General features: G+C 39.9%; 15 protein-coding genes. 5 read left to right on the top strand and 10 right to left on the bottom strand.

Annotated features, from left to right (window positions below; genetic code table 11):
• Positions 1-3: 3 nt before the first annotated feature.
• The 3 genes from LV83_RS12820 to LV83_RS12810 all read right to left on the bottom strand — a co-directional run bounded on the left by LV83_RS12820 (position 4) and on the right by LV83_RS12810 (position 3,918).
• Positions 4-2,394, bottom strand: a complete 2,391-nt coding sequence (locus tag LV83_RS12820; protein ID WP_111611942.1) for an ATP-binding protein — start codon at positions 2,392-2,394, stop codon at positions 4-6.
• Positions 2,395-2,598: 204 nt separating this feature from the next.
• Complete coding sequence (locus LV83_RS12815; RefSeq protein ID WP_111612150.1) at positions 2,599-3,180, bottom strand: TlpA family protein disulfide reductase; 582 nt, start codon at positions 3,178-3,180, stop codon at positions 2,599-2,601.
• Between the two features lie 78 nt (positions 3,181-3,258).
• On the bottom strand, positions 3,259-3,918 hold the full coding sequence (locus tag LV83_RS12810) for a class I SAM-dependent methyltransferase (protein WP_111611941.1): 660 nt from the start codon (positions 3,916-3,918) through the stop codon (positions 3,259-3,261).
• 152 nt (positions 3,919-4,070) lie between these two features.
• On the opposite strand from LV83_RS12810, the gene LV83_RS12805 reads away from it, so the two are divergent.
• Positions 4,071-6,317, top strand: coding sequence for a Tex family protein (locus LV83_RS12805; protein WP_394335803.1), 2,247 nt, complete (start codon positions 4,071-4,073; stop codon positions 6,315-6,317).
• A 144-nt stretch (positions 6,318-6,461) separates the two neighbouring features.
• Here LV83_RS12805 and LV83_RS12800 read toward each other — a convergent pair whose 3' ends face one another.
• On the bottom strand, positions 6,462-7,454 hold the full coding sequence (locus tag LV83_RS12800; RefSeq protein ID WP_111611940.1) for an LLM class flavin-dependent oxidoreductase: 993 nt from the start codon (positions 7,452-7,454) through the stop codon (positions 6,462-6,464).
• 692 nt (positions 7,455-8,146) lie between these two features.
• On the bottom strand, positions 8,147-10,894 hold the full coding sequence (locus LV83_RS12795; protein WP_111611939.1) for an outer membrane beta-barrel protein: 2,748 nt from the start codon (positions 10,892-10,894) through the stop codon (positions 8,147-8,149).
• Between the two features lie 346 nt (positions 10,895-11,240).
• On the opposite strand from LV83_RS12795, the gene LV83_RS12790 reads away from it, so the two are divergent.
• On the top strand, positions 11,241-11,498 hold the full coding sequence (locus tag LV83_RS12790) for a hypothetical protein (RefSeq protein ID WP_111612148.1): 258 nt from the start codon (positions 11,241-11,243) through the stop codon (positions 11,496-11,498).
• The gene (locus tag LV83_RS12785) at positions 11,495-12,268 is read left to right on the top strand and encodes an XRE family transcriptional regulator (RefSeq protein ID WP_111611938.1); all 774 of its coding nucleotides are present in this window, start codon (positions 11,495-11,497) and stop codon (positions 12,266-12,268) included. Before LV83_RS12790 ends, LV83_RS12785 begins: the two co-directional genes overlap by 4 nt.
• Here the strand turns inward: LV83_RS12785 and LV83_RS12780 are convergent.
• The 4 genes from LV83_RS12780 to LV83_RS12765 all read right to left on the bottom strand — a co-directional run bounded on the left by LV83_RS12780 (position 12,258) and on the right by LV83_RS12765 (position 15,792).
• Positions 12,258-13,340 carry a toll/interleukin-1 receptor domain-containing protein gene (locus LV83_RS12780; RefSeq protein ID WP_111611937.1) on the bottom strand — a complete coding sequence of 361 codons (1,083 nt, stop codon included), beginning with the start codon at positions 13,338-13,340 and terminating at the stop codon, positions 12,258-12,260. The two genes, LV83_RS12785 and LV83_RS12780, sit on opposite strands and share 11 nt — an antisense overlap.
• 69 nt (positions 13,341-13,409) lie before the next feature.
• A complete protein-coding gene (locus LV83_RS12775) occupies positions 13,410-14,171 on the bottom strand; it encodes a hypothetical protein (RefSeq protein ID WP_111611936.1) in 762 nt (253 codons plus the stop codon).
• Between the two features lie 128 nt (positions 14,172-14,299).
• Positions 14,300-14,728, bottom strand: a complete 429-nt coding sequence (locus LV83_RS12770) for a DUF2141 domain-containing protein (protein ID WP_111611935.1) — start codon at positions 14,726-14,728, stop codon at positions 14,300-14,302.
• The gene (locus tag LV83_RS12765; RefSeq protein WP_111611934.1) at positions 14,725-15,792 is read right to left on the bottom strand and encodes an AMP-binding protein; all 1,068 of its coding nucleotides are present in this window, start codon (positions 15,790-15,792) and stop codon (positions 14,725-14,727) included. Before LV83_RS12765 ends, LV83_RS12770 begins: the two co-directional genes overlap by 4 nt.
• Positions 15,793-15,901: 109 nt before the next feature.
• Here LV83_RS12765 and LV83_RS12760 point away from each other — a divergent pair, with 109 nt between their 5' ends.
• Complete coding sequence (locus LV83_RS12760) at positions 15,902-16,735, top strand: 1,4-dihydroxy-2-naphthoyl-CoA synthase (protein ID WP_111612147.1); 834 nt, start codon at positions 15,902-15,904, stop codon at positions 16,733-16,735.
• 137 nt (positions 16,736-16,872) lie between these two features.
• On the opposite strand, the gene LV83_RS12755 is transcribed toward LV83_RS12760, so the two are convergent.
• Complete coding sequence (locus tag LV83_RS12755) at positions 16,873-18,093, bottom strand: serine hydrolase domain-containing protein (protein ID WP_111611933.1); 1,221 nt, start codon at positions 18,091-18,093, stop codon at positions 16,873-16,875.
• A gap of 197 nt (positions 18,094-18,290) precedes the next feature.
• On the opposite strand from LV83_RS12755, the gene LV83_RS12750 reads away from it, so the two are divergent.
• Positions 18,291-19,127, top strand: coding sequence for an alpha/beta hydrolase (locus LV83_RS12750; protein WP_111611932.1), 837 nt, complete (start codon positions 18,291-18,293; stop codon positions 19,125-19,127).
• Positions 19,128-19,291: the final 164 nt, after the last annotated feature.

The raw sequence follows: 19,291 nt of genomic DNA, 5'->3' as shown, positions 1-19,291 counted from the left end.
CAATTAGGCGAGTAGTTCTCTGTATTTCAAAATGGAGTAAAGATCTTGTCGAACTGTATTTCTGACAATCAGGTAGCCATTTGGATCTCTATCCAAAATGCTAATATTCAATAGTTTTCGTATGGCTGGTTTATACTCTGATTCATATCTATCTGTAAACAGATTTTTAATCTCAAGATCACTGCTGTAACCAAAAAGAAGACAGTTCTTCAAAATCAAAAGCTCTGTATTAGAAAGGAAATCGTTGAGATGAGTTTCTTTTTCTGAAAATAGAATGGAGCTATCTTCCTGCACGTCAGTACAGAAAATCCATGCCTGTAAAACTGCGCCGATATTATAATCAAACTTCTTTGTTAGCCATCCGATCTTTTTTCTCACCTGTTCATCACTCATTTCTTTTCCTTCCTTTTCATAAAGTGTGCGGTGAGAAGCGCCGTGACGTAGCATAAGTGCTCGATAGATCTCGTCAGAAGTGGAAGTATTGGTGTTTAAAATATTAGTAAATCCCTGAGAAAATGGGATTCTAGTGTCCAAATGCATTCGAAGAGAATTCGTAATAGCGACAATCACAAATGCTTTGGAACTACTCAAACTCATAAAATCCACCAAAGAGGTAACATTCATAAGGAGCGAGCGATCGGAATCTCGCCAGAGATGCAGATCATCCAAGACAAGGATGGGCTTTGAATTACTTATAGACCTCCTGATGAAACTTAAAACTTCCTCTAGGTTTCTACCCATTTTAAGTTTCCTGCCTTCTATGCTGATTTCATTGCCAGGAACTAGATAATGCACATCATTTGACTTGAACTGGTGGGTAGCAAATTCCAGCAAGGTAGATTTGCCACTAAGCGGATCTCCCACCACGGCAATAGACCGACTTTGACCTTTCTTCCAGTAGGTAATAGTTTTTTCCAGTGCTTCTTCTTGGACTGTTCGTTTTACCAGAAATAGATCTCCGATAAAATTTTTATTCAAAAACAAAGAATGGTAGTGGTCTGGTATTTCCTTCTCGGTTCTAGTTTCCAGGATTTCAAGGGCAATCTCTAATTTCTGATGCGGGCTTTTTTCTTTGACCTCTTTCACTTGTTTTCCTACATTTTTAAAAAGCTGTGCTAATCTGGCCGAGAACTGCCGGATATTTCCAGATTTGGTGGAAGACAGTAGGGAGAAATTGGTCTGCAGAGGAACCTTGAGGTACTCACTATCCGCGTAAATAGCTGTTACTTTGAATTTTTGAGCAAGTTCCTTTTCTATGTAGGTTACTGCTTCTTCACTTTGTAAAATCGTATTTTTTTGTTCATTGTTAATAGACTTTAGAGAAGATAACTCACCGTGAAAACTATTAATTCGCTGTGTTTTTTTAGCGACCTGTAGACTGGTTTTGATTTGTGAAGCAACATTGAGAAGGTGTGAAAAATTGGCTTCCTGACCATCCCATAAATCTGAGAGATAAGGAAGGATCTCATAATCCAACCACTTTTCAGCTGATTTCTTGAAGTCAATCTTTTTTAAAATCAAATACCCATCGCTGGTACCAACTGGAACTGAAAGTGAAGAAAGCTTATCAACAGCAGCTTCCAAATCACGGATCGTGGTTTCTGGCCGAATATTTTGGCTTATTCCTGAAGCTATCAAATCATCAAATAATTTGATCGTATCATTGAGTTGCTCTACTTCGCTGATTTTTTCTAATCCTTGCAGACAAAGATCGACCTTAGATGCAAATAGCCCACTTGTCCTTTGTACATCAGTTCTCATTTGCAGTACCATTTCGCTAATTAGTTTGAATTGCGCTATGGATTGCTCCAGTTTAGTATGAGTTAGGTCAATATCTTTGAACTGCCCTAAGATGGTTTGAAACTGTGAATGATAGGTCCTCCACGGATTTGAATAATGCTTTACTGCTTCGATTTTACGCTTGAGAACTTCCGGCTTTTCGAAAAGGCTTTTTCGCTCCACCTTGAAATAGTTAAGCGTTTTTTCTGTTTCCGTATGGAGTAAGGCTTTAGACTCTTCAAAATGGTTGCTTACTTTTTCTGCGGAAGCAAGGTTTTCCAGAGAGCGAAGTTTAGCTATGCTGAGCTGTAGAAAAATATCCCTTACCAGTAAAATAATCGTCTTGAAACGATCTGGGTAGGAAAAGTGGAACAAGTAATGGTCAGGATCATTTACCTCTACATTTTTTCCAGACTTGGCCAGGCAAATATCTCCTGCTTTGCAATAAGCTTCAAGTAAATGACTTGAATGAGCGAGAAGATAGGAGTAGAGTTCGTCCGCTGAGTTTTGGACAGCTACGCCAGCATTGAATTCTTGAAATTCCTTCAGCACAGATACCATCAATTCACCTTCGGTTACTTCGAGTTCTTGGGTAGAAGGGTTGTTTTCGTTCATAGATGCAGACAATGGAAGTCAAAGAAAAAGAAAAATGAGTTGAAAAACCCTAGTTAATTTCTGTTTTCTGAGAAAGTTTCAGTTACCTGATTTGATTAGGTAGTTAACCTTTTGGAAAACGATAAATTATAAAAAAAATGACAGATAGTCATTACATGTTGAGCATTCCGATCTTTTTACTATCAGAATTAATGATCCGCATTCTTATTCTTTGGATTGGTTTTTCAAAAACTCCCGAAACTCATCCGTATTAAAATTGCTCATTCCTTCTTGATAAAAAACAATTTTTCCTTCAGGACTTACCACCAACGTAGTTGGGATAGATTGGCTTTGCAAACTTTGATTTAGACCGAAGCTGGCATGTGCAGTCGGAAAGGCCCAGCTTTTCCCTTCTAAAAAGCCAGCGCTTTTTTTGATGTCATTATCAATCCCAATCATCAGAAACTCTAAATCAGGTTCATCTTGAACTGACTTATATAGTTCGGAAATATGTGGCATTTCCGCGCGGCAGGGCCCACACCAAGAAGCCCAAAGATTGATGAAAAGTGTTTTGCCTCGGTAGCTTTCCAAGTTGATTTGCTCACCTTCAAATGTCAAAAACTTGCCTCGATAATCGAATTGTTGATCCGTGAGATCAGGGATTTCGAGCTTAGGTTTTATCAAACCAGTGGAAAGAATCACGGATTGTAGACCGCCTATTATTACGGGCAAAAGTCCGGTGAAGTATAAAAATGCGACTACGCTGAGCATGATTCCCCAGCTTTTGATTTCTTTTTTCCAATCTATACTCATTTTTGAATTACGATTTATGATTTGCGAAGTATTCGAGAATCTTTGAGGTTTTATTAACCTCGAAGATTCTGGCTATTGTAAAAGATTTTGAAAGGAAACATGAATAGAGTTACTCATCTGCTTTTGAAAGCTGCAAAACACAAAGTTTTGAATAGATTTCGATGGGGTTAGGTGATCGACTGTAAGACAAAATAATTTTTCAAGATATTTACCTATTACATCGCTTAGCCTATTTTCAGAATACTGTTGTACTTGAATTCCGCTGCATTTGTTCGGACCATTTTCAGAAAAAGTCCCTACGACTAGGTAGCCATTTGGGTTAAGGTTTGCTTGGACGTTACTAAGATAACTACCCACCTCTTCTGGGCTGAGAAAATGAAAAACGGCTCTATCATGCCAGAAATCATATTTTTCCTCTGGTTGAAAAGCAGTCACATCTGCGACTACCCATTTTACTTTATTAGCTTGATCACCAAGCCGTTGTTTGGCTTTTGAAATAGCTTTTTCTGATATGTCTAGTATAGTAATATCTCGGTAACCTAGGGATAGTAAGTTGTCTACAAAATAACTGTCACCTCCTCCACAATCAATAATCTTAGCATCTAGAGGGACTTTAAGTTTATTAAGAAATGCTAAAGAAGTTTCAGGTTTTTCCTGAAACCAACTGACTTCTTTGAAATTTTTGGTTTGATATATATTCTCCCAATGATCCTTTTTATTTAGCTTTTCCATTTTGAATAGTAAGTTGGGTTTTGCAGAATTTTAACTCAAAATTAGTCTCACATTCCCAGTCGCTTAGTGACAAGTCTCACATTTCATTCTTTTTGTCTCCAAAATGACCATTACCTTGCATCCTAAATTAAGCATTGAATTTTCTTATTAATATGAATTACGAAGTACAAATAGCCGCTGAACTCCAAGTAAAACCTTCTCAGGTAGATGCTACTGTGAAACTATTGGACGAAGGTGGCACAGTCCCTTTTATTTCCCGATATCGAAAAGAAGCTACAGGCGAGTTGGATGAGGTGCAGGTAGCGGCGATTCGTGATCGAGTTTTACAACTTCGTGAGCTGGCGAAGCGAAAAGAAGCAGTGCTTAAGTCAATCGAAGAGCAAGGGAAATTAACACGGGAATTGAAAGATAAAGTAGAATCAGCTGAGACTATGTCAAAGCTGGAAGATATCTATTTGCCGTACAAACCTAAGCGTAGAACGAAGGCGACCATCGCAAGAGAAAAAGGACTTGAGCCACTTGCAGAGCAGATTTTTGAACAGAAATCTATTAATCTTGAGGCTGAGGCTGAGAAGTTTGTAGATGCCGCCAAAGAAGTGAATTCATCCGAAGAAGCCCTTCAAGGCGCTCGTGATATCATAGCCGAATGGATCAATGAAAAGGCTGAATTGAGAGAAAAGATGCGAAAGCTATTTCTTGATGAAGGAGTTTTTTCCTCGAAAGTATTGCCGGGGAAGGAAGAAGAAGCGATCAAATACAAAGACTATTTCGAATGGTCTGAGCCTATAAAAACAGCTCCTTCCCACCGTGTGCTGGCGATGAGAAGAGGGGAAAAAGAACTTTTTTTAATGCTGGATTCGGTGCCTGAAGAAGCTTCCGCAATCTATCAGATGGAGAAAATGATCTTAGCCGATGCTGCAAATACTTCTGTGGAGCAAGTGCGTTTGGCGATCAAAGATTGCTACAAAAGATTGCTTAAGCCAAGTATGGAAACGGAAGTTCGTCTGCTTACCAAGCGCAAAGCCGACGAGGAGGCGATCAAAGTTTTTACTGAAAATCTCCGTCAACTTCTGTTAGGAGCACCTTTGGGAGAGAAGTCGGTGATGGCAATTGACCCAGGTTTTCGAACAGGATGCAAGTTGGTTTGTCTTGGTCCCCAAGGTCAATTTTTACATTACGAAGCTATTTTTCCCCATGAAGCCAACCGCAGAAGTCAGGAAGCTGCGATGAATGTGAAGGGTTTGGTGGAGAAGTTTAAAATCGAAGCTATCGCAATTGGAAATGGAACTGCAGGTCGGGAAACAGAAGCTTTTGTGAAAGGGCTTGGCTTACCAAAATCGGTCATCGTGACAATGGTCAATGAATCTGGAGCTTCTATTTATTCTGCTTCAGATGTAGCTAGGGAAGAGTTTCCTGATCTGGACTTGACCGTGAGAGGAGCCGTTTCTATTGGTCGTAGATTAATGGATCCCTTGGCTGAACTGGTGAAAATCGATCCCAAGTCCATAGGTGTGGGTCAATACCAGCATGATGTGGATCAGAATGCTTTGAAAAACGCACTGGATGATACCGTGATGTCCGCAGTAAACGGAGTAGGTGTGGAAGTGAATCTTGCTTCCAAGCAATTGCTGACTTATGTGTCAGGTTTGGGCCCAACTTTGGCTCAAAATATTATTGAGTTTAGGAATGAAAATGGACCATTCAAGAGTCGAGCGCAACTGAAAAAAGTGCCAAGGTTAGGCGATAAGGCATTTGAGCAAGCGGCAGGTTTCTTGAGAATCAGTAAAGCCAAACATCCACTGGATTCCTCCGCTGTTCACCCAGAACGCTATGCATTGGTCGAGCAAATGGCTAAAGATGTAAATGCAACAGTTTCTGATTTGATGAGTTCGGAGGATTTGAGAAATAGAATTTCATTGAAGAACTATGTGTCTGAAGCGGTAGGTTTACCTACACTTCAGGATATTTTGGAAGAACTTGCCAAGCCGGGACGTGATCCTCGTGAGAGTTTCGAAGTTTTTGCATTTGAAGAATCAGTGAATAGTATGTCTGATCTGAAAGTAGGGATGAAGCTTCCGGGTGTGGTGACGAATATCACGGCTTTTGGAGCATTTGTGGATGTGGGAGTTCACCAGGATGGATTGGTGCACTTGAGTCATTTGGCAGATCGTTTTGTAAAAGATCCGAATGAGATCGTCTCTGTCAATCAAAAAGTGCAAGTGACAGTGATGGAAATCGACATCCCCCGCAAGCGGGTTGGGCTGAGTATGAAGTCAGATCCTTTTGCGGAACGCGGAAAGAAGATGGAAAAAAGACCAGCTTCTAAACAGGAGAGAAAAGAACCAGAAGGCTCAATGGCTGATAAACTGGCTGCATTGAAAGGAAAGTTTGGAGGTTGATCTTTCTTTAGCCGCTACGCACGCTGAGTCCCGTAGCTATCAGGAGCGCAGAGAAGGCGCGGAAGGATTTGCAAAAAATAAAACCCAGGGATTTAAGTCTCTGGGTTTTTTGCTTATATATGGTAACGATCTGTCGATAGGAATTTAACCTAAAACTTCAGCTGTAATCTCCAAGGATCTCAATCGTTTTTCGGGGTCATAAATATTCGTTGAAACCATCAGCTCATCTACTTCCACTTGCTTGAAGAAGCTTTCAAATTGAGGTTTAAGTGATTCTTTTGTACCAATAAACGTACAGGCCATCATATTCTGGATAGCAGCGGCTTCTGGCTCAGACCAGATGCCTTCCATACTTTTCACTGGCTTTTTCATTGGATAAGATTTACCACGAATGATTCCCAAAGCAGTTTGGTAAAATGAAGTCGCTAAATAATGGGCTTCCTCCTCAGTATCCGCAGCGATTACATTCACACAGGAGATGAAGTAAGGAGTTTGCAAGTTTTCAGAAGGCTTGAAGTTTTCCCGATAGTATTTGGAAGCATTGATCAAATAGCCTGGAGCGAAGTGACTGGCAAATGCATAGGGTAATCCCTTTTGCGAAGCTAGCACTGCACTACTCATACTTGAGCCCAATAGATAAATGGGGACGTCTAGTCCTTCTGCGGGAAATGCTCGAACTTTCGAATCGATATTTTCTTCAGAAAAATACCGTTTCAAATCTTCCAAATCACTTGGGAATTCTTGCACAGATTCGTGTCTGCCTCTTCGCAATGCAGATGCAGTTGTCTGATCGGTGCCTGGCGCTCTTCCAAGTCCAAGGTCAATTCGGTTTGGGTAAAGTGTAGCCAATGTTCCAAATTGCTCCGCGATGATCAACGGACTGTGGTTAGGGAGCATGATGCCTCCAGATCCTAAGCGGATTTTGGAAGTGCCGTTAGCTAAGTAGCCTATCAAAATTTGGGGAGAAGAGCTGCCGACATTTGCCATGTTGTGATGCTCAGCGAGCCACATTCGGGTATATCCTAGCTCTTCTGCTTTTTGGGCTACTTGCAGACTTCGGCCGTAGGCATCTTTGGCATCGTAATCCTCACGGATAATCGCAAGGTCAAGTATAGAATAGGGTAGGTTTGTTTTCAAAACAGGTGATTGTTTATTAATTAGTAAGCAAATTGAAATTCACTCAGAAAAGTTTCGGAGATCCCTTTTTATTAACTGAAATTCCATGTACCGGACTTCACCAAACTGAGAATATTATACCTCAACTAGAATTAATGTTCAGTAATTTTTAATCAAAGAACTCCTTTAGAAGCCTATATAGTCTGTTTTTGAATGGCAAGTTTTTTGAAAAGTAATTGGTATAAAACCAAATTGATTTGTTTAAGATTATATCATTAAAAAGTAAATCGAAGCTAGTCTTCTGACTTAAATAAATCATTTCTTCAACCAAATGAGAATTCTTATGAACTCAGCAACGATGGTAAAAAATAACTTTATCATGACATTTGAAAGTTGTATAGAAGCCTGTACTAAGTGTATAGCATCATGCAGAAATCACGCTGGAATGCAGGATTGTATCAAAATGTGTGAAAGATGTATTGATGCTTGCAAGGATTGTATTGCTTCGTCCAAGAGAAGTCCTTTAGATAGAGCAATTCATATGCAGCAATGCATAGATGCATGCTATCATTGTGCAAAGGAATGCGAAAATCATGATCATGAAGCCTGCATTAAATGTGCAGAGGCATGTAGAGCATGTATAGCTGAATGTCAAACTATGCTAGAATAAGCAGAAAAAATAATGGCTGATGGATTATCCACCAGCCATTTTATTAATTGTTATAGAGTTCGTTGTAGTCATCCATATCCGTTCCTTTGTTGAAATGACGGATATTATATGTGAAGGATAGCATAAAGTAGCGTTGCATCACATTGTTTTGCCCATCTTCTACAAAAGCATCAGTGACATTTCTGTACACACTTCTATTTTGGCCGAGTAAATCGTAAACGCTCAATGAAATTTCTCCACGCTGATTTGCAAATACTTTTTTACCTAAACTCATATTCATCAATACTACATTAGCATCGAAGCCTTCAGAGAGTCCAGAGTTTAATTGATGATTTACATCCAGTCTGTAAACAAAACCCTCCCAAATAATCCAACTAAGGTTCAACCTAGAGCGCTGGTTGTAAAAGTTGTTGTTCAGGCTTTCATTTAGCGTGTTTTCCACATTATTAAATGAAAAACGAGTGGAAATATTAAAGTCAACCTGATCTGAAATATTACTACTTAAAGAAATCCCAGTACTGATTCGTTGAGAGTTATTAAAACTTATCTGGTTGTTTACCATCCCAGGTCTTTTTGTATTGCTGAAACCCCCGTTGATGTTAAAGTTTGATTTGACAAAGTCAAGTGGAATACCATAACTCACCCAAGATCTAAAGTCTTTATACCCGTCTAAATTTACTGGTCTGAATAGTTGAGAGCCTTTTTCCAAAATAATCCCACCTGGCAATTCTGTTGCTTCTTCAGCGGTAAAGGTACTGTTTGACACAGCGTTTTCTGTCAGGTTATACTGAGCAAAAACGAACCAAGAACGGTCATTTTCAGGGTTGTTACTGCGAAATCTGAATCTGATTCTGTTGGAATAGGACTGATCTAAGTTTGGGTTACCTGTTCTTAATTGCAGAGGATTTGAGTTATCTATTACGTTTTGCAGTTGACCCACCGAAGGTGCGTCCACGTCAGTATCGTAATCTATCTCGAAGTTAGTCGTAGGCGATATCGTATAATCAAATCTGATGGTAGGCATAAAGCTTTCGAAGGTTCTATCTATTGTGCCTACCGCAGGGAAAAGCTGATCATTATTAAGGTTAGCATTCTGATATTGCAATTCTGCTTGAAACTTCAATTTCTCCAATTGATACTGATACCCTAGCTCTACTTCATGTCTGAGGTATTTACTTTCAAATGAATTACTTAAGGCGGTGTCAAGCTCTAAATTTGGATTACTGATATCATCATTCAAAATATCAAAAGTCAATTGATCAGAATCGTTAAATCTATTGCCAACTTCGTATTCCAATTCCATCTGACCATTTTTCCCTAGAGGTTCGGTGTAAGAAATTCCTGTTTCCCAATCGTACCCATTGCGATCACGGGTAATGTTCTGATTGATGATTTCGGAACGCTCATCGGGTTGAAAATAAATATTTGTAGCTGTTCTCAGCGCGTTGTCGTTGTTTCCATGACTGCCCGTATTTGCGCTGAGGGTTATTGTTCTCCCTTCCTTACTGAACTTATGGCTATAAAACAATCGATGAAACATGTCATAGTCCTCGTTTTCGGCTGTGCGAATATTTTCAGTTTGGTTAAGAGGCCCTTCAGCATTTACACTCTCCCCAAAGAATCCTGAGTTTTCATTTTCGAAGCTTGCAGAAAAACGAGGACGGTATAAGATTCTATTGTTTTCATTGATGTTATATTCCAACCTCATGTCAAATCGATGATCTTGTCTGGTTCGTGTCTCGCGGCTGTCTTCCGTATAGATTTGGCCGGAATTGGCACTTGTTACATATTCTCGGATTAGACTTGATTCATTCGTGTTTTTTCTGTGATTATACTGGTAGCTTCCACTGATTTTTATTTTTTCACCCCAATTGTCCGAGTAGTTTATTCCAAGGATATTGGTGTTTACTATGCCGTTTTGAGGTCGGTTATTGCTTTGGATATTTGCATCACTGGAGTAGTCCAAAACATTGATGTTATTACTAAGTCCTGTGATTGTGATTCGCTGATCTTCGTTGAACGAATTGACACTTGCACCCGCTAAGTAGCGATCGTCGGTTCCAAATCCTGCTGTAGCTTTCCCAAATATTCCTTTTCTACGATTTGGTTTGGTGATGATGTTGATTGTTTTCATTCGCTCACCATCATCAAAGCCACTCAATAATGCCTTATCACTTTTCTGATCAAATATTTCTACTCCTTGAATTACTTCTGCAGGAAGATTTTGTAGTGCAGTTCTCACATCACCTCCAAAAAATGGCTTTCCATCCACCAACACTTGTGTGATTGCTTCGCCTTGTGCTTGCAGTGAACCGTCCTGAGAGATCACGCCGGGTAGTTTTTCAATTAGCGTCTGAGCACTCGCGTCTTTCATGGTTTTGAAAGCGTCAGCATTATATAGCGTAGTATCTCCTTTTTGTTCACCCTGAGATCTTCTGGCGCTGATTGTTACTTCGTCTAATGCGGTAGCTTCCTCTTTCAGACCTAACACACCTATATCCATATCCTGAGTGACATTGATAGACCTGTATAAGTTCTCATATCCTAAATATTGAATCTTTAGGAGGTACTCGCCATTTTTGACGTTTGTAATCTCAAACTCACCATCCAAATCCGAAATCATACCATCTACCTGAATTGAATCTGGTAAATTTTGAAGTAAAATGGTTGCGTTCGGAATGGTGATTTCTGTACCGGCTTGTTTTACTCTTCCTTTTATGGAATAAGTTTGGGCCGAAAGGTTGGGTACAGCAAATAGAAAAAATAGTAATAGGTAGAGGTAAGATTTCATTGGTATAGGTTAGTTGGATGCTTTTGAAAAAGCTGTTCTCCCATTCATAGAGAGATTTTATTGGTGGTATTTTAGTCAAAGACTTAAGACAAATGAACGAACAATTGTTCAAGATAGAGAGCGATAATTGGCTAAGCGGTCAAATGATCTACTGAGTAGTAAATAAGGTATTTCTATACATGGCTTTTCCAAGAAAAGGCTGATACAATCCAACTGAATTTTTCATTTTAGTCATCTTTACAAACATATTTGACAATTTCCGTCGTGTTAAAATGTTTATTTTTCTATCATTTATATGTTTATAAAAGCAACATTTCTATCTTAGCTGATGTTAAAAGAAGCAGTTATGGAAAATCAAGAGAAGATCAGTATCACTACAAAGACTTTGGCATCAGGGAATTGCCAAGTGAAATTTTTTATTGAAGATGAGGCAAAACCACAGTATGGCTACCTCTTAGTAAATGGTCCTAAGCCAGTCGGAGAAATCATCGATGAAATCAAACAACGGATGGAGAGAAGGAAAAACGCAGCCCTGAATATGAATCCATTTTTCCCGGTTCCTGCAGCACCTGAAGACCACAACTTTTACTTGTATTCGGCATGAAATATCTCTCCTCTAACTTGCGTTTTTTGCGGAAGCAAAAAGGCATCACACAAAATGATTTGGCAGATCAATTAGATGTGCAGCGTACCATGATTTCTGCCTATGAAGACGGTAGATCCGAACCAAAGCTTTTGACGCTTGGTAAACTCTGCGACGTACTGGATGTAGGAATGGAGGAGCTCTTGAACCATGATATTGAGGGTTTGGGGAGGAAAGCGATTCAAAATAGAGGAATCAATATTTTGACTATTGCCTGTGATGAAAATGATCAGGAGAATATTACGCTAGTAGGGCAGAAGGCTTCCGCTGGTTATTTGAATGGATTTGCCGATACAGAATACATGGAGAGCTTGCCTCAGTTTCAGATTCCTACGCTTTCCAAGCAAGCTACATACCGTGCATTTGAGCTGGCAGGAGATTCTATGCTACCCTTGACTTCGGGTACGATCGTGATTGGGGCCTATGTGGATCAGATCAATGACATCAAAAGTGGCAAAACCTATGTGCTAGTTACGGATACTGAGGGCGTAGTGTATAAGCGGGTTTTTAATTACCTGAGTGATAACGGGAAGCTCTTTCTGGTCTCAGACAATGAGCATTATAAGCCTTACGAGGTAAAAGGAGAATCTGTGAGAGAAGTATGGGAAGCAAAAGCTTTTATTAGTACAGATTTCCCTAATCCAGGCGATAAGAAACAGCCATTAACTTTAGAAGATCTGGGTGAAATGATTTCAGACATTCGTGCAGATTTGAGGACTCTTAAGGGTTGATTCTTTTCAGTGTAATTGAAGTACTAGTTTCTAAGACAGGGAAGTAAATGGTCCCAGACCAACTTTGACCATTTGAAGTTGATGATAATTTGAGATTACCATTTATCTGTACAAGTGAATTATAATAATCAGCTGAAAGTTGATTCTCGTCGATTGAACCACTGCCTTGCCCTATAGCTACATTGAAAACGTTATACTCAACGAACTCAAAGTCGTTGTTATCTTGATTGAAGACTAGGGTACTGGTATTTCCTTGATTGTCTGATAAGAGCCAATAACCACTGATATCTTGAATATCCAACTCATTTGCCTCTGAATTGGAGCCAGATAATTGATCATAAATTTCATTGCCTGTTGGGTTTTCTTCTCTAAGTTTATTGATTTCATCATCACTGAAGCCTTCATTTTCAATTCCCATTTCCGTCCCATTCAGTCCAGCTTGAAAGCCTTCTTGGAATTCTTCGCTGCTGATCATCAAAATCATCAGGACTACAAAAACTCCCAGTACCCAGAGGTAATTTCTTCCCCACCAACTTTTTTGTGGCTTGGGAAGTGGCATTGGCCTAGGGCGGGGAGTTGGTTCTGGATCAGGTTTCTTTTTTCTAGGGATAAGTTTAGCTAGTGCCTCGACTAGCACGCCCAAGTCATATTTCCATCTGGTGATTGATATTTCGAAGGTTTGTAAATCTGCGAGTTCCTTCAGATCTTCCGGAAGTTGATCAGCAGTGGGTCTGCTGGCACCTTTGAGCAGTAAAGGAATGACTCGTGTATCCGGTCTACTCAGAGCCGCACTCACTTCTCTATGTACCCAGTCTTTTTCCTGAAATAGTCGTGTAACTCCATTTTCGTCCGGATCACCAAACCAATCCGGACCTATAGCGACTAGAACAACTTTACTTTCCTTTAAGGCCTTATCGATTGCGTCGGCGAAGCGAATTCCAGGCTCAAGGTTTTCTATATCGAGGAAGACTGCATCTTCACCGAATTCCTGTTCTAGTGTTTCTCTGATTCGATGACAATCACTTTGAGTATCAGAGTGTCTGTGGCTGAGAAAAATTTTATTCTTTTCCATAAAAAAACCTGATTCGATCTAGTTAAAGTTAATCGAATCAGGCTCTTAATTGCAAAGCGAAGGGTGATTTTATTCTTCAATCAAATTTTCAAATCCATCTTTTATCCTACCAACTGCATCGAAAGAAGTGTCAATGTTCACTACCCCTTTCCCAAGTTCGTGCCAGTATCCATCCCCACATTCTATGTAAGAGCCGCGTTTGCTGCTTGCAGTTTCCTTGGCAATTTCATAATTATAGTCTGGTGAAAATACCAATTTCAGTAGCTGAACGGCATATTCCCAGTTGATCGTTCTAGATTCATTTTTCACTGTAAAAACTGCCTCGCGATTCGAAAAATTCATCGTGATTGAACAGTCAATATTTTCTTCGTTTGTTACTTGTCGGTAATTGACCGTGAGCGGAGCTTCCTTCTTCGAGGTTTCATAGATCGCCTGAATCACATCCTGAGCAAGCATTTGCCAAGCTTCCTGATCTACAGGCGCTTTAGATGGTCCAGTTTTACCTTGTTCTATAGCGGAAAGCACAATCCCACCTTCCTCTAGATGTCTTCCGCTCCATTTAGTTTTTTCGAATTCAATAGAAACTACCTTTTTCCAAACATTATCTAGCGTTCCTTTGAAGCTATAATCATCGTTTGCAGTGAATCCTTCATCTAAAATCTCGTCTTCTGTCAAGTCCTCTCTGTCTGTATAGTGAAGTTCTAGTTCCGCTTTTAACTCAGCAGTACTCCAGTCTAGTGACAATCTATACACATGGCTGTATGGCGGTGGAATAATCCCTGAATCAAATTCAATTACAACTCCGCTGGTTTGATCGTTACTCTTTTTCATGTGTTTGTAATTTGATTTTTATAGAGCAGATGGAATCTCGCAAGATTGGTAGGTCTACCTGACTGCGATTTTCTTCGTAATGCTCGATTTCATCGCTGCAAAAGTAGGTCTTTTAGCTTGAAAAAGATTTAGCGTAGATCAATTTCGAACCGGGTGGTTTTTCCGGCAGTAACTTTCTGACTGCATTTTTCAAAAGAAGGAACTCCAAAAAGTAGGCTTGGATTGTTTGAGAAACCGAAGTTATCCAGCGGGTAGCCGATTTTGTTTTTTCTGATTTGCCCATTTTCATCGTGATCATGAAAAACTATGATGGCATATTTACCTGCCGGAACTTCAGTGAAAGTTTTCTTCGAACTTCCATTTTCTATAGAAAGAGTGACTATTTTCCAAGCATCATCGAGAGATTCTGGCCAACCCTTTTCTTGGTCAAAAATAAGTAGTTGTATGACCCCCTGGTCACTTGAAGTTTCAGAAATTACCAATTCAATCTTACCATATTCCTCTTGAATCGGGCTTAAATTGAATAGCAATAAAAGGCTTAAAATGGCCAATTTCATAGGTTTTCTATGGTTTTGAGTCTGTTAACTTTGCCAGTTTCTGTCCTAAAGAACGTTGGAACTAAGTAAATGTTTTTTGGAACTTCATATCTGGCTAATACCTTTTGTAAAGTTTCAGAGAGAGTAGCCACATACTTTTGGTCTTGCTCTTTGGTCTCAATCGCTAAGCATAATTTCGACCCAAATTTCTCATCACTTTTTCCAAAAAAGAAAAATGACGAGTTCGGAAATTGGTCTAGAATAGCTTGCTCAGCCTTGGTTTCCAAGATCTCTGGATGAAGTTTCACTCCGCCAGAATTGACCACAAAATCTGCTCTGCCTAGCCAACGGAAGGAATTTCCATTGACTAACTCAACCAAGTCATTTGTTTGCACTAGCTTATTATTACTTGACGCACATTTCACCCAAAGCGCATTTCGTTCATCTATACCAAAATCAACTCCTGGAAGTACTTTATAGATCAAATCACTTTCCATAATCTTGGCAAGCGCTACATGAGATACTGTCTCGGTCATTCCGTAGGTCTGAAAGGCGAGGATACCATTTTTGATGAGCTCCTTTTTCAATCGAGAACTCAGAGGTGCTCCCCCGATAATGAGATGTTTGATTTTTTTTAACTTTTCAAGAGTTGTTTTATCCTGAATACAAGCTTCAACTTGAATCGGGACCAGTGCTACAAAATCAGGAATGTCTGAAATCTCCAAAAGTGGGTTGGACTTAGCTTCAACGAGTTCTATCGGGCAATTCCACACCAATGCACGAACGAGCATCATTTTTCCGGCGATATAGTCGGGATCAAGGCAACAAAGTAGTTTGGTATTTTGATCTATCTGAAAAAATGCCTGAGTACCTCTCGCACTTGCGATCATCTGTGCTCTTGAAATCTCAATTTTCTTTGGAACCCCAGTAGAACCGGAAGTCAGCTGTGTAAAGCTTTCTTTCCCCGATAACCAGTCATGGCAGAATGCTAATGCATCTTTTACAAATCCTGGAATAGCAGAGGTCTCCAGTTGAAAGTCTTCTTTTCGCTGAAGAATATGATTGCCGAACTTGAGTTGAAACATCTATTGCGTGCTTATGGGTACTTTTTCCGAAGGTAAACATCCTGACTTCAAAATTCGGGGAAGGCTGTTATCTTGCAAAGGAATTAGATTTTTACCCAAATCGAAAGATATGAACTGGATCACAGCTAAAGATTACGAAGATATTACCTATAAAAAGTGCAATGGCGTAGCGCGAATCGCCTTTAATCGCCCAGAAATAAGAAATGCTTTTCGCCCGAAAACTACGGCAGAATTGTATGATGCATTTTACGATGCGCAGGAAGATACCTCCATCGGTGTTGTGCTTTTGAGTGGAGAAGGGCCTTCGTCAAAAGATGGAGGCTGGGCTTTTTGCTCAGGAGGAGACCAAAAGGCGAGAGGAAAGCAAGGCTATGTGGGCGAAGATGGATATCACCGATTGAATATTTTGGAAGTGCAGCGCTTGATTCGTTTTATGCCAAAGGTGGTGATTGCAGTAGTTCCAGGTTGGGCAGTAGGTGGAGGGCACTCCCTCCATGTAGTTTGTGATTTGACTTTGGCGAGTAAGGAGCATGCGATTTTCAAGCAAACTGATGCCGATGTGACCAGCTTTGATGGAGGGTATGGTTCTGCTTACTTGGCTAAAATGGTTGGGCAAAAGAAAGCCCGTGAGATCTTCTTTTTGGGAAGAAACTATTCAGCTCAGGAAGCTTATGAGATGGGAATGGTGAATGCAGTCATTCCTCATGCTGAATTGGAGTCAACAGCCTATGAATGGGCTCAAGAGATTTTGGCTAAGTCGCCAACTTCCATCAAGATGCTGAAATTTGCTATGAACCTGACAGATGATGGCATGGTAGGACAGCAGGTTTTTGCTGGAGAAGCCACTAGATTGGCTTATGGAACGGAGGAAGCTAAAGAAGGAAGAAATGCCTTTTTGGAGAAGAGAAAGCCGGATTTTGGAAAGAATAAGTGGATACCTTAATTAGATAGTAGTAGCTAGACTTAAGTATCAAGATATAAGAACCAAGAACCAAGAATCAAGAGTTAGGCGATGACACAGGGATATTAACAACCCTTTGTTAGAAACTCTTCTCGACTCTTGGTTCTTTATTACTAGCGTTACTCTATCGCCTGATAGACCATTTGTCGCATTTTTTGCTCATAGAATCCGCTGAAAGGAGCTGTCTGAGTCATCATAATAGAGATCAAGTTTTCTTTTGGATCTATAAAGAAGTAGGTACAAAAGGCACCACTCCAATAGAAGGTCCCTTCTGAGCCTAAAGCATTGGAATCCGCCAAGTCTGTCATCACGGCAAAACCGAATCCAAAGCCTTGTCCGGGTGCTTTATAAAGTCCATCGATCTGATCTATCGTCATGATTTCTATGGTTTTGGGACTTAGAATTTGTTTGCCATTCCATTTTCCACCATTAAGTAGCATCTGTGCAAATTTGGCATAATCAGGAGCAGAGCTAAACAAGGCATTTGCACCGGCAAAAACAGTATTACCTGAAGTAGGGGTTTGTCTTGGAGCTTTGACCAGTTTGCCTTCTTGATTGTAAGTATGAAGTGTAGCCATTCGACTGGCTTGCTCCTCATTCAAATTGTAACCGGTATCTGTCATTCCAAGCGGGTCAAAAAGTCTCTTTTGTAAAAATTCGGCTGTAGTCATTCCAGAAAAGTATTCTATCAATAAGGATAGTACATCTGGAGAGGCTGAATAATACCATTGCTCACCAGGCTGACCAATCAAAGGCATGGTGACCATTGCTTTAATTCTACTTTCAATGGTTTGATGGGTAGGACTGTAGATCGCATTTCTTATTTCTTCCTCCAGCTTGCCAGCAGCAATCCCATGAGATAGTCCCGAGGTATGACTTAGGAGCATAGCGATGGTGATTTTTGATTTAGCAGGAACAGTTCCACCAGCTATTCCCTTGCTCGGGTCAACAGCCACTTTCAAATCCTTAAACCAGGGCAAATACTTCTCTACAGGATCATTAAGTAAAAAATGCCCTTCTTCGTAGAGCATCATGAATGCAGTTGTTATTATAGGCTTGGTCATGGATTGGATATAGAAAATCTGGTCTGCTTTCATTGGAGCTTTGGAATCCAAATCGCTATATCCTAAAGTTTTTTGATGAGCTTGTTCGTCATTCTTATAAATCAAAGTGACTGCTCCAGCGATTCTGCCTTCATCGATTTCTTTCTGTAAGTAATTATCATAGCGTTCTAATCTTTCCGAAGAAAGTTTAGTCTTTTGATGAAGTGTTTGAGAAATTACTCCATTACCGAGAAATAAGAGTGCAATAAATAGTAATCGTAAGTGATTTTTGAACATGAGATTAGGTGGTTATAGCAAGGGTTTTCCGTTAGTCTTTTTCTAAATTTAGTAATTTCAATAACTGTACTTCTATAAATGCCTTTTCAGAATTTTCCTAAGACTTGGGGAGTAGAGATAGGTTAAGTATTCCGAAGTTTTTGTATCTGTTTATTTTCTCTGCAACTTATCTTTCCATAACTGAAAACATTTTTCCCATGAAGCATCTGGAAACTTCTTACAAAACCCACGATGGAATTGAGCTGTACCTTCAAGCCTGGATGGTTGATACTCCAACTGCTTCGCTATTGTTAGTTCATGGTTTAGGAGAGCACAGTTCACGGTATATGCATTTGGTGGAAAAGCTAAATGACTTGGGTGTTTCGGTTTTTACGTTTGATGGGAGAGGTCATGGGAAATCTGTGAAGGGTGAGCCAACTGCCTATTTTGAATCTTATGAGGATTATTTGAAAGATATTGATGCACTTTTCGGAAAAGTCAAGTCCTTCGTGCCTGGTGTACCGGCTTTTCTTTATGGGCATAGTATGGGTGGTGGTTTGGTGGCTGCTTATGTTTTGGACTTCAAACCGGAAGCTGCTGGAGTGATCTTGAGTTCTCCAGCGATCAAAGAAGCTGAGGGAACCTCCAAGTTGCTGATAGCAGTAGGAGGGATTATGAGTAAATATTTCCCAAAGTTCAAAGCGTTAAAGTTGGATGCTTCAAAAGTCTCCAGAATTCCTTCAGAGGTGGAGAAGTACCTAAAAGATCCGCTCGTCTATACAGACCCTATTCCAGCAAGAACAGGAAACGAACTGCTCATCATGATGCGAAGTATTCAAGCCAAGGCGAATGAATTTGATCGTCCAGTTTTGTTAATCCATGGTTCAGCTGACAGCTTAACAAATCCTAAAGGTTCGGAAATTCTCTTTGAAAGAGCTCGGTCAAAGGATAAGATTTTGAGGGTTTTTCCGGGTGGATATCATGAATTGATCAACGATTCGAATCGAGAAGAGGTAATAGACGTAATAATTCGATGGCTCAAGGAGAGGATCTAACGCATTTTATCAAGTTTTCTGCTACCTCTCATCTCTCGTGTACAATATAAATGGAGGCATTTTCAGTAATTTATATAAGTCTGGGCTACATGAGAAATTTGGTAAAACTTTGATTTTAGTTTTTTTTTTTAGTTTTACCCAGCATCAATAAACCATGAAAAATC

This window comes from Algoriphagus yeomjeoni, from assembly GCF_003259505.1.
Lineage (GTDB): Bacteria > Bacteroidota > Bacteroidia > Cytophagales > Cyclobacteriaceae > Algoriphagus > Algoriphagus yeomjeoni.
This window is presented reverse-complemented; position numbering and strand designations above follow the sequence as displayed.

Bases quoted from the DNA above. Each gene is read 5' to 3' on its own strand.
- LV83_RS12820 (WP_111611942.1), bottom strand. From the start codon at position 2,394: ATGAACGAAAACAACCCTTCTACCCAAGAACTCGAAGTAACCGAAGGT.
- LV83_RS12810 (WP_111611941.1), bottom strand. From the start codon at position 3,918: ATGGAAAAGCTAAATAAAAAGGATCATTGGGAGAATATATATCAAACC.
- LV83_RS12805 (WP_394335803.1), top strand. From the start codon at position 4,071: ATGAATTACGAAGTACAAATAGCCGCTGAACTCCAAGTAAAACCTTCT.
- LV83_RS12795 (WP_111611939.1), bottom strand. From the start codon at position 10,894: ATGAAATCTTACCTCTACCTATTACTATTTTTTCTATTTGCTGTACCC.
- LV83_RS12790 (WP_111612148.1), top strand. From the start codon at position 11,241: ATGGAAAATCAAGAGAAGATCAGTATCACTACAAAGACTTTGGCATCA.
- LV83_RS12785 (WP_111611938.1), top strand. From the start codon at position 11,495: ATGAAATATCTCTCCTCTAACTTGCGTTTTTTGCGGAAGCAAAAAGGC.
- LV83_RS12780 (WP_111611937.1), bottom strand. From the start codon at position 13,340: ATGGAAAAGAATAAAATTTTTCTCAGCCACAGACACTCTGATACTCAA.
- LV83_RS12775 (WP_111611936.1), bottom strand. From the start codon at position 14,171: ATGAAAAAGAGTAACGATCAAACCAGCGGAGTTGTAATTGAATTTGAT.
- LV83_RS12770 (WP_111611935.1), bottom strand. From the start codon at position 14,728: ATGAAATTGGCCATTTTAAGCCTTTTATTGCTATTCAATTTAAGCCCG.
- LV83_RS12765 (WP_111611934.1), bottom strand. From the start codon at position 15,792: ATGTTTCAACTCAAGTTCGGCAATCATATTCTTCAGCGAAAAGAAGAC.
- LV83_RS12760 (WP_111612147.1), top strand. From the start codon at position 15,902: ATGAACTGGATCACAGCTAAAGATTACGAAGATATTACCTATAAAAAG.
- LV83_RS12755 (WP_111611933.1), bottom strand. From the start codon at position 18,093: ATGTTCAAAAATCACTTACGATTACTATTTATTGCACTCTTATTTCTC.
- LV83_RS12750 (WP_111611932.1), top strand. From the start codon at position 18,291: ATGAAGCATCTGGAAACTTCTTACAAAACCCACGATGGAATTGAGCTG.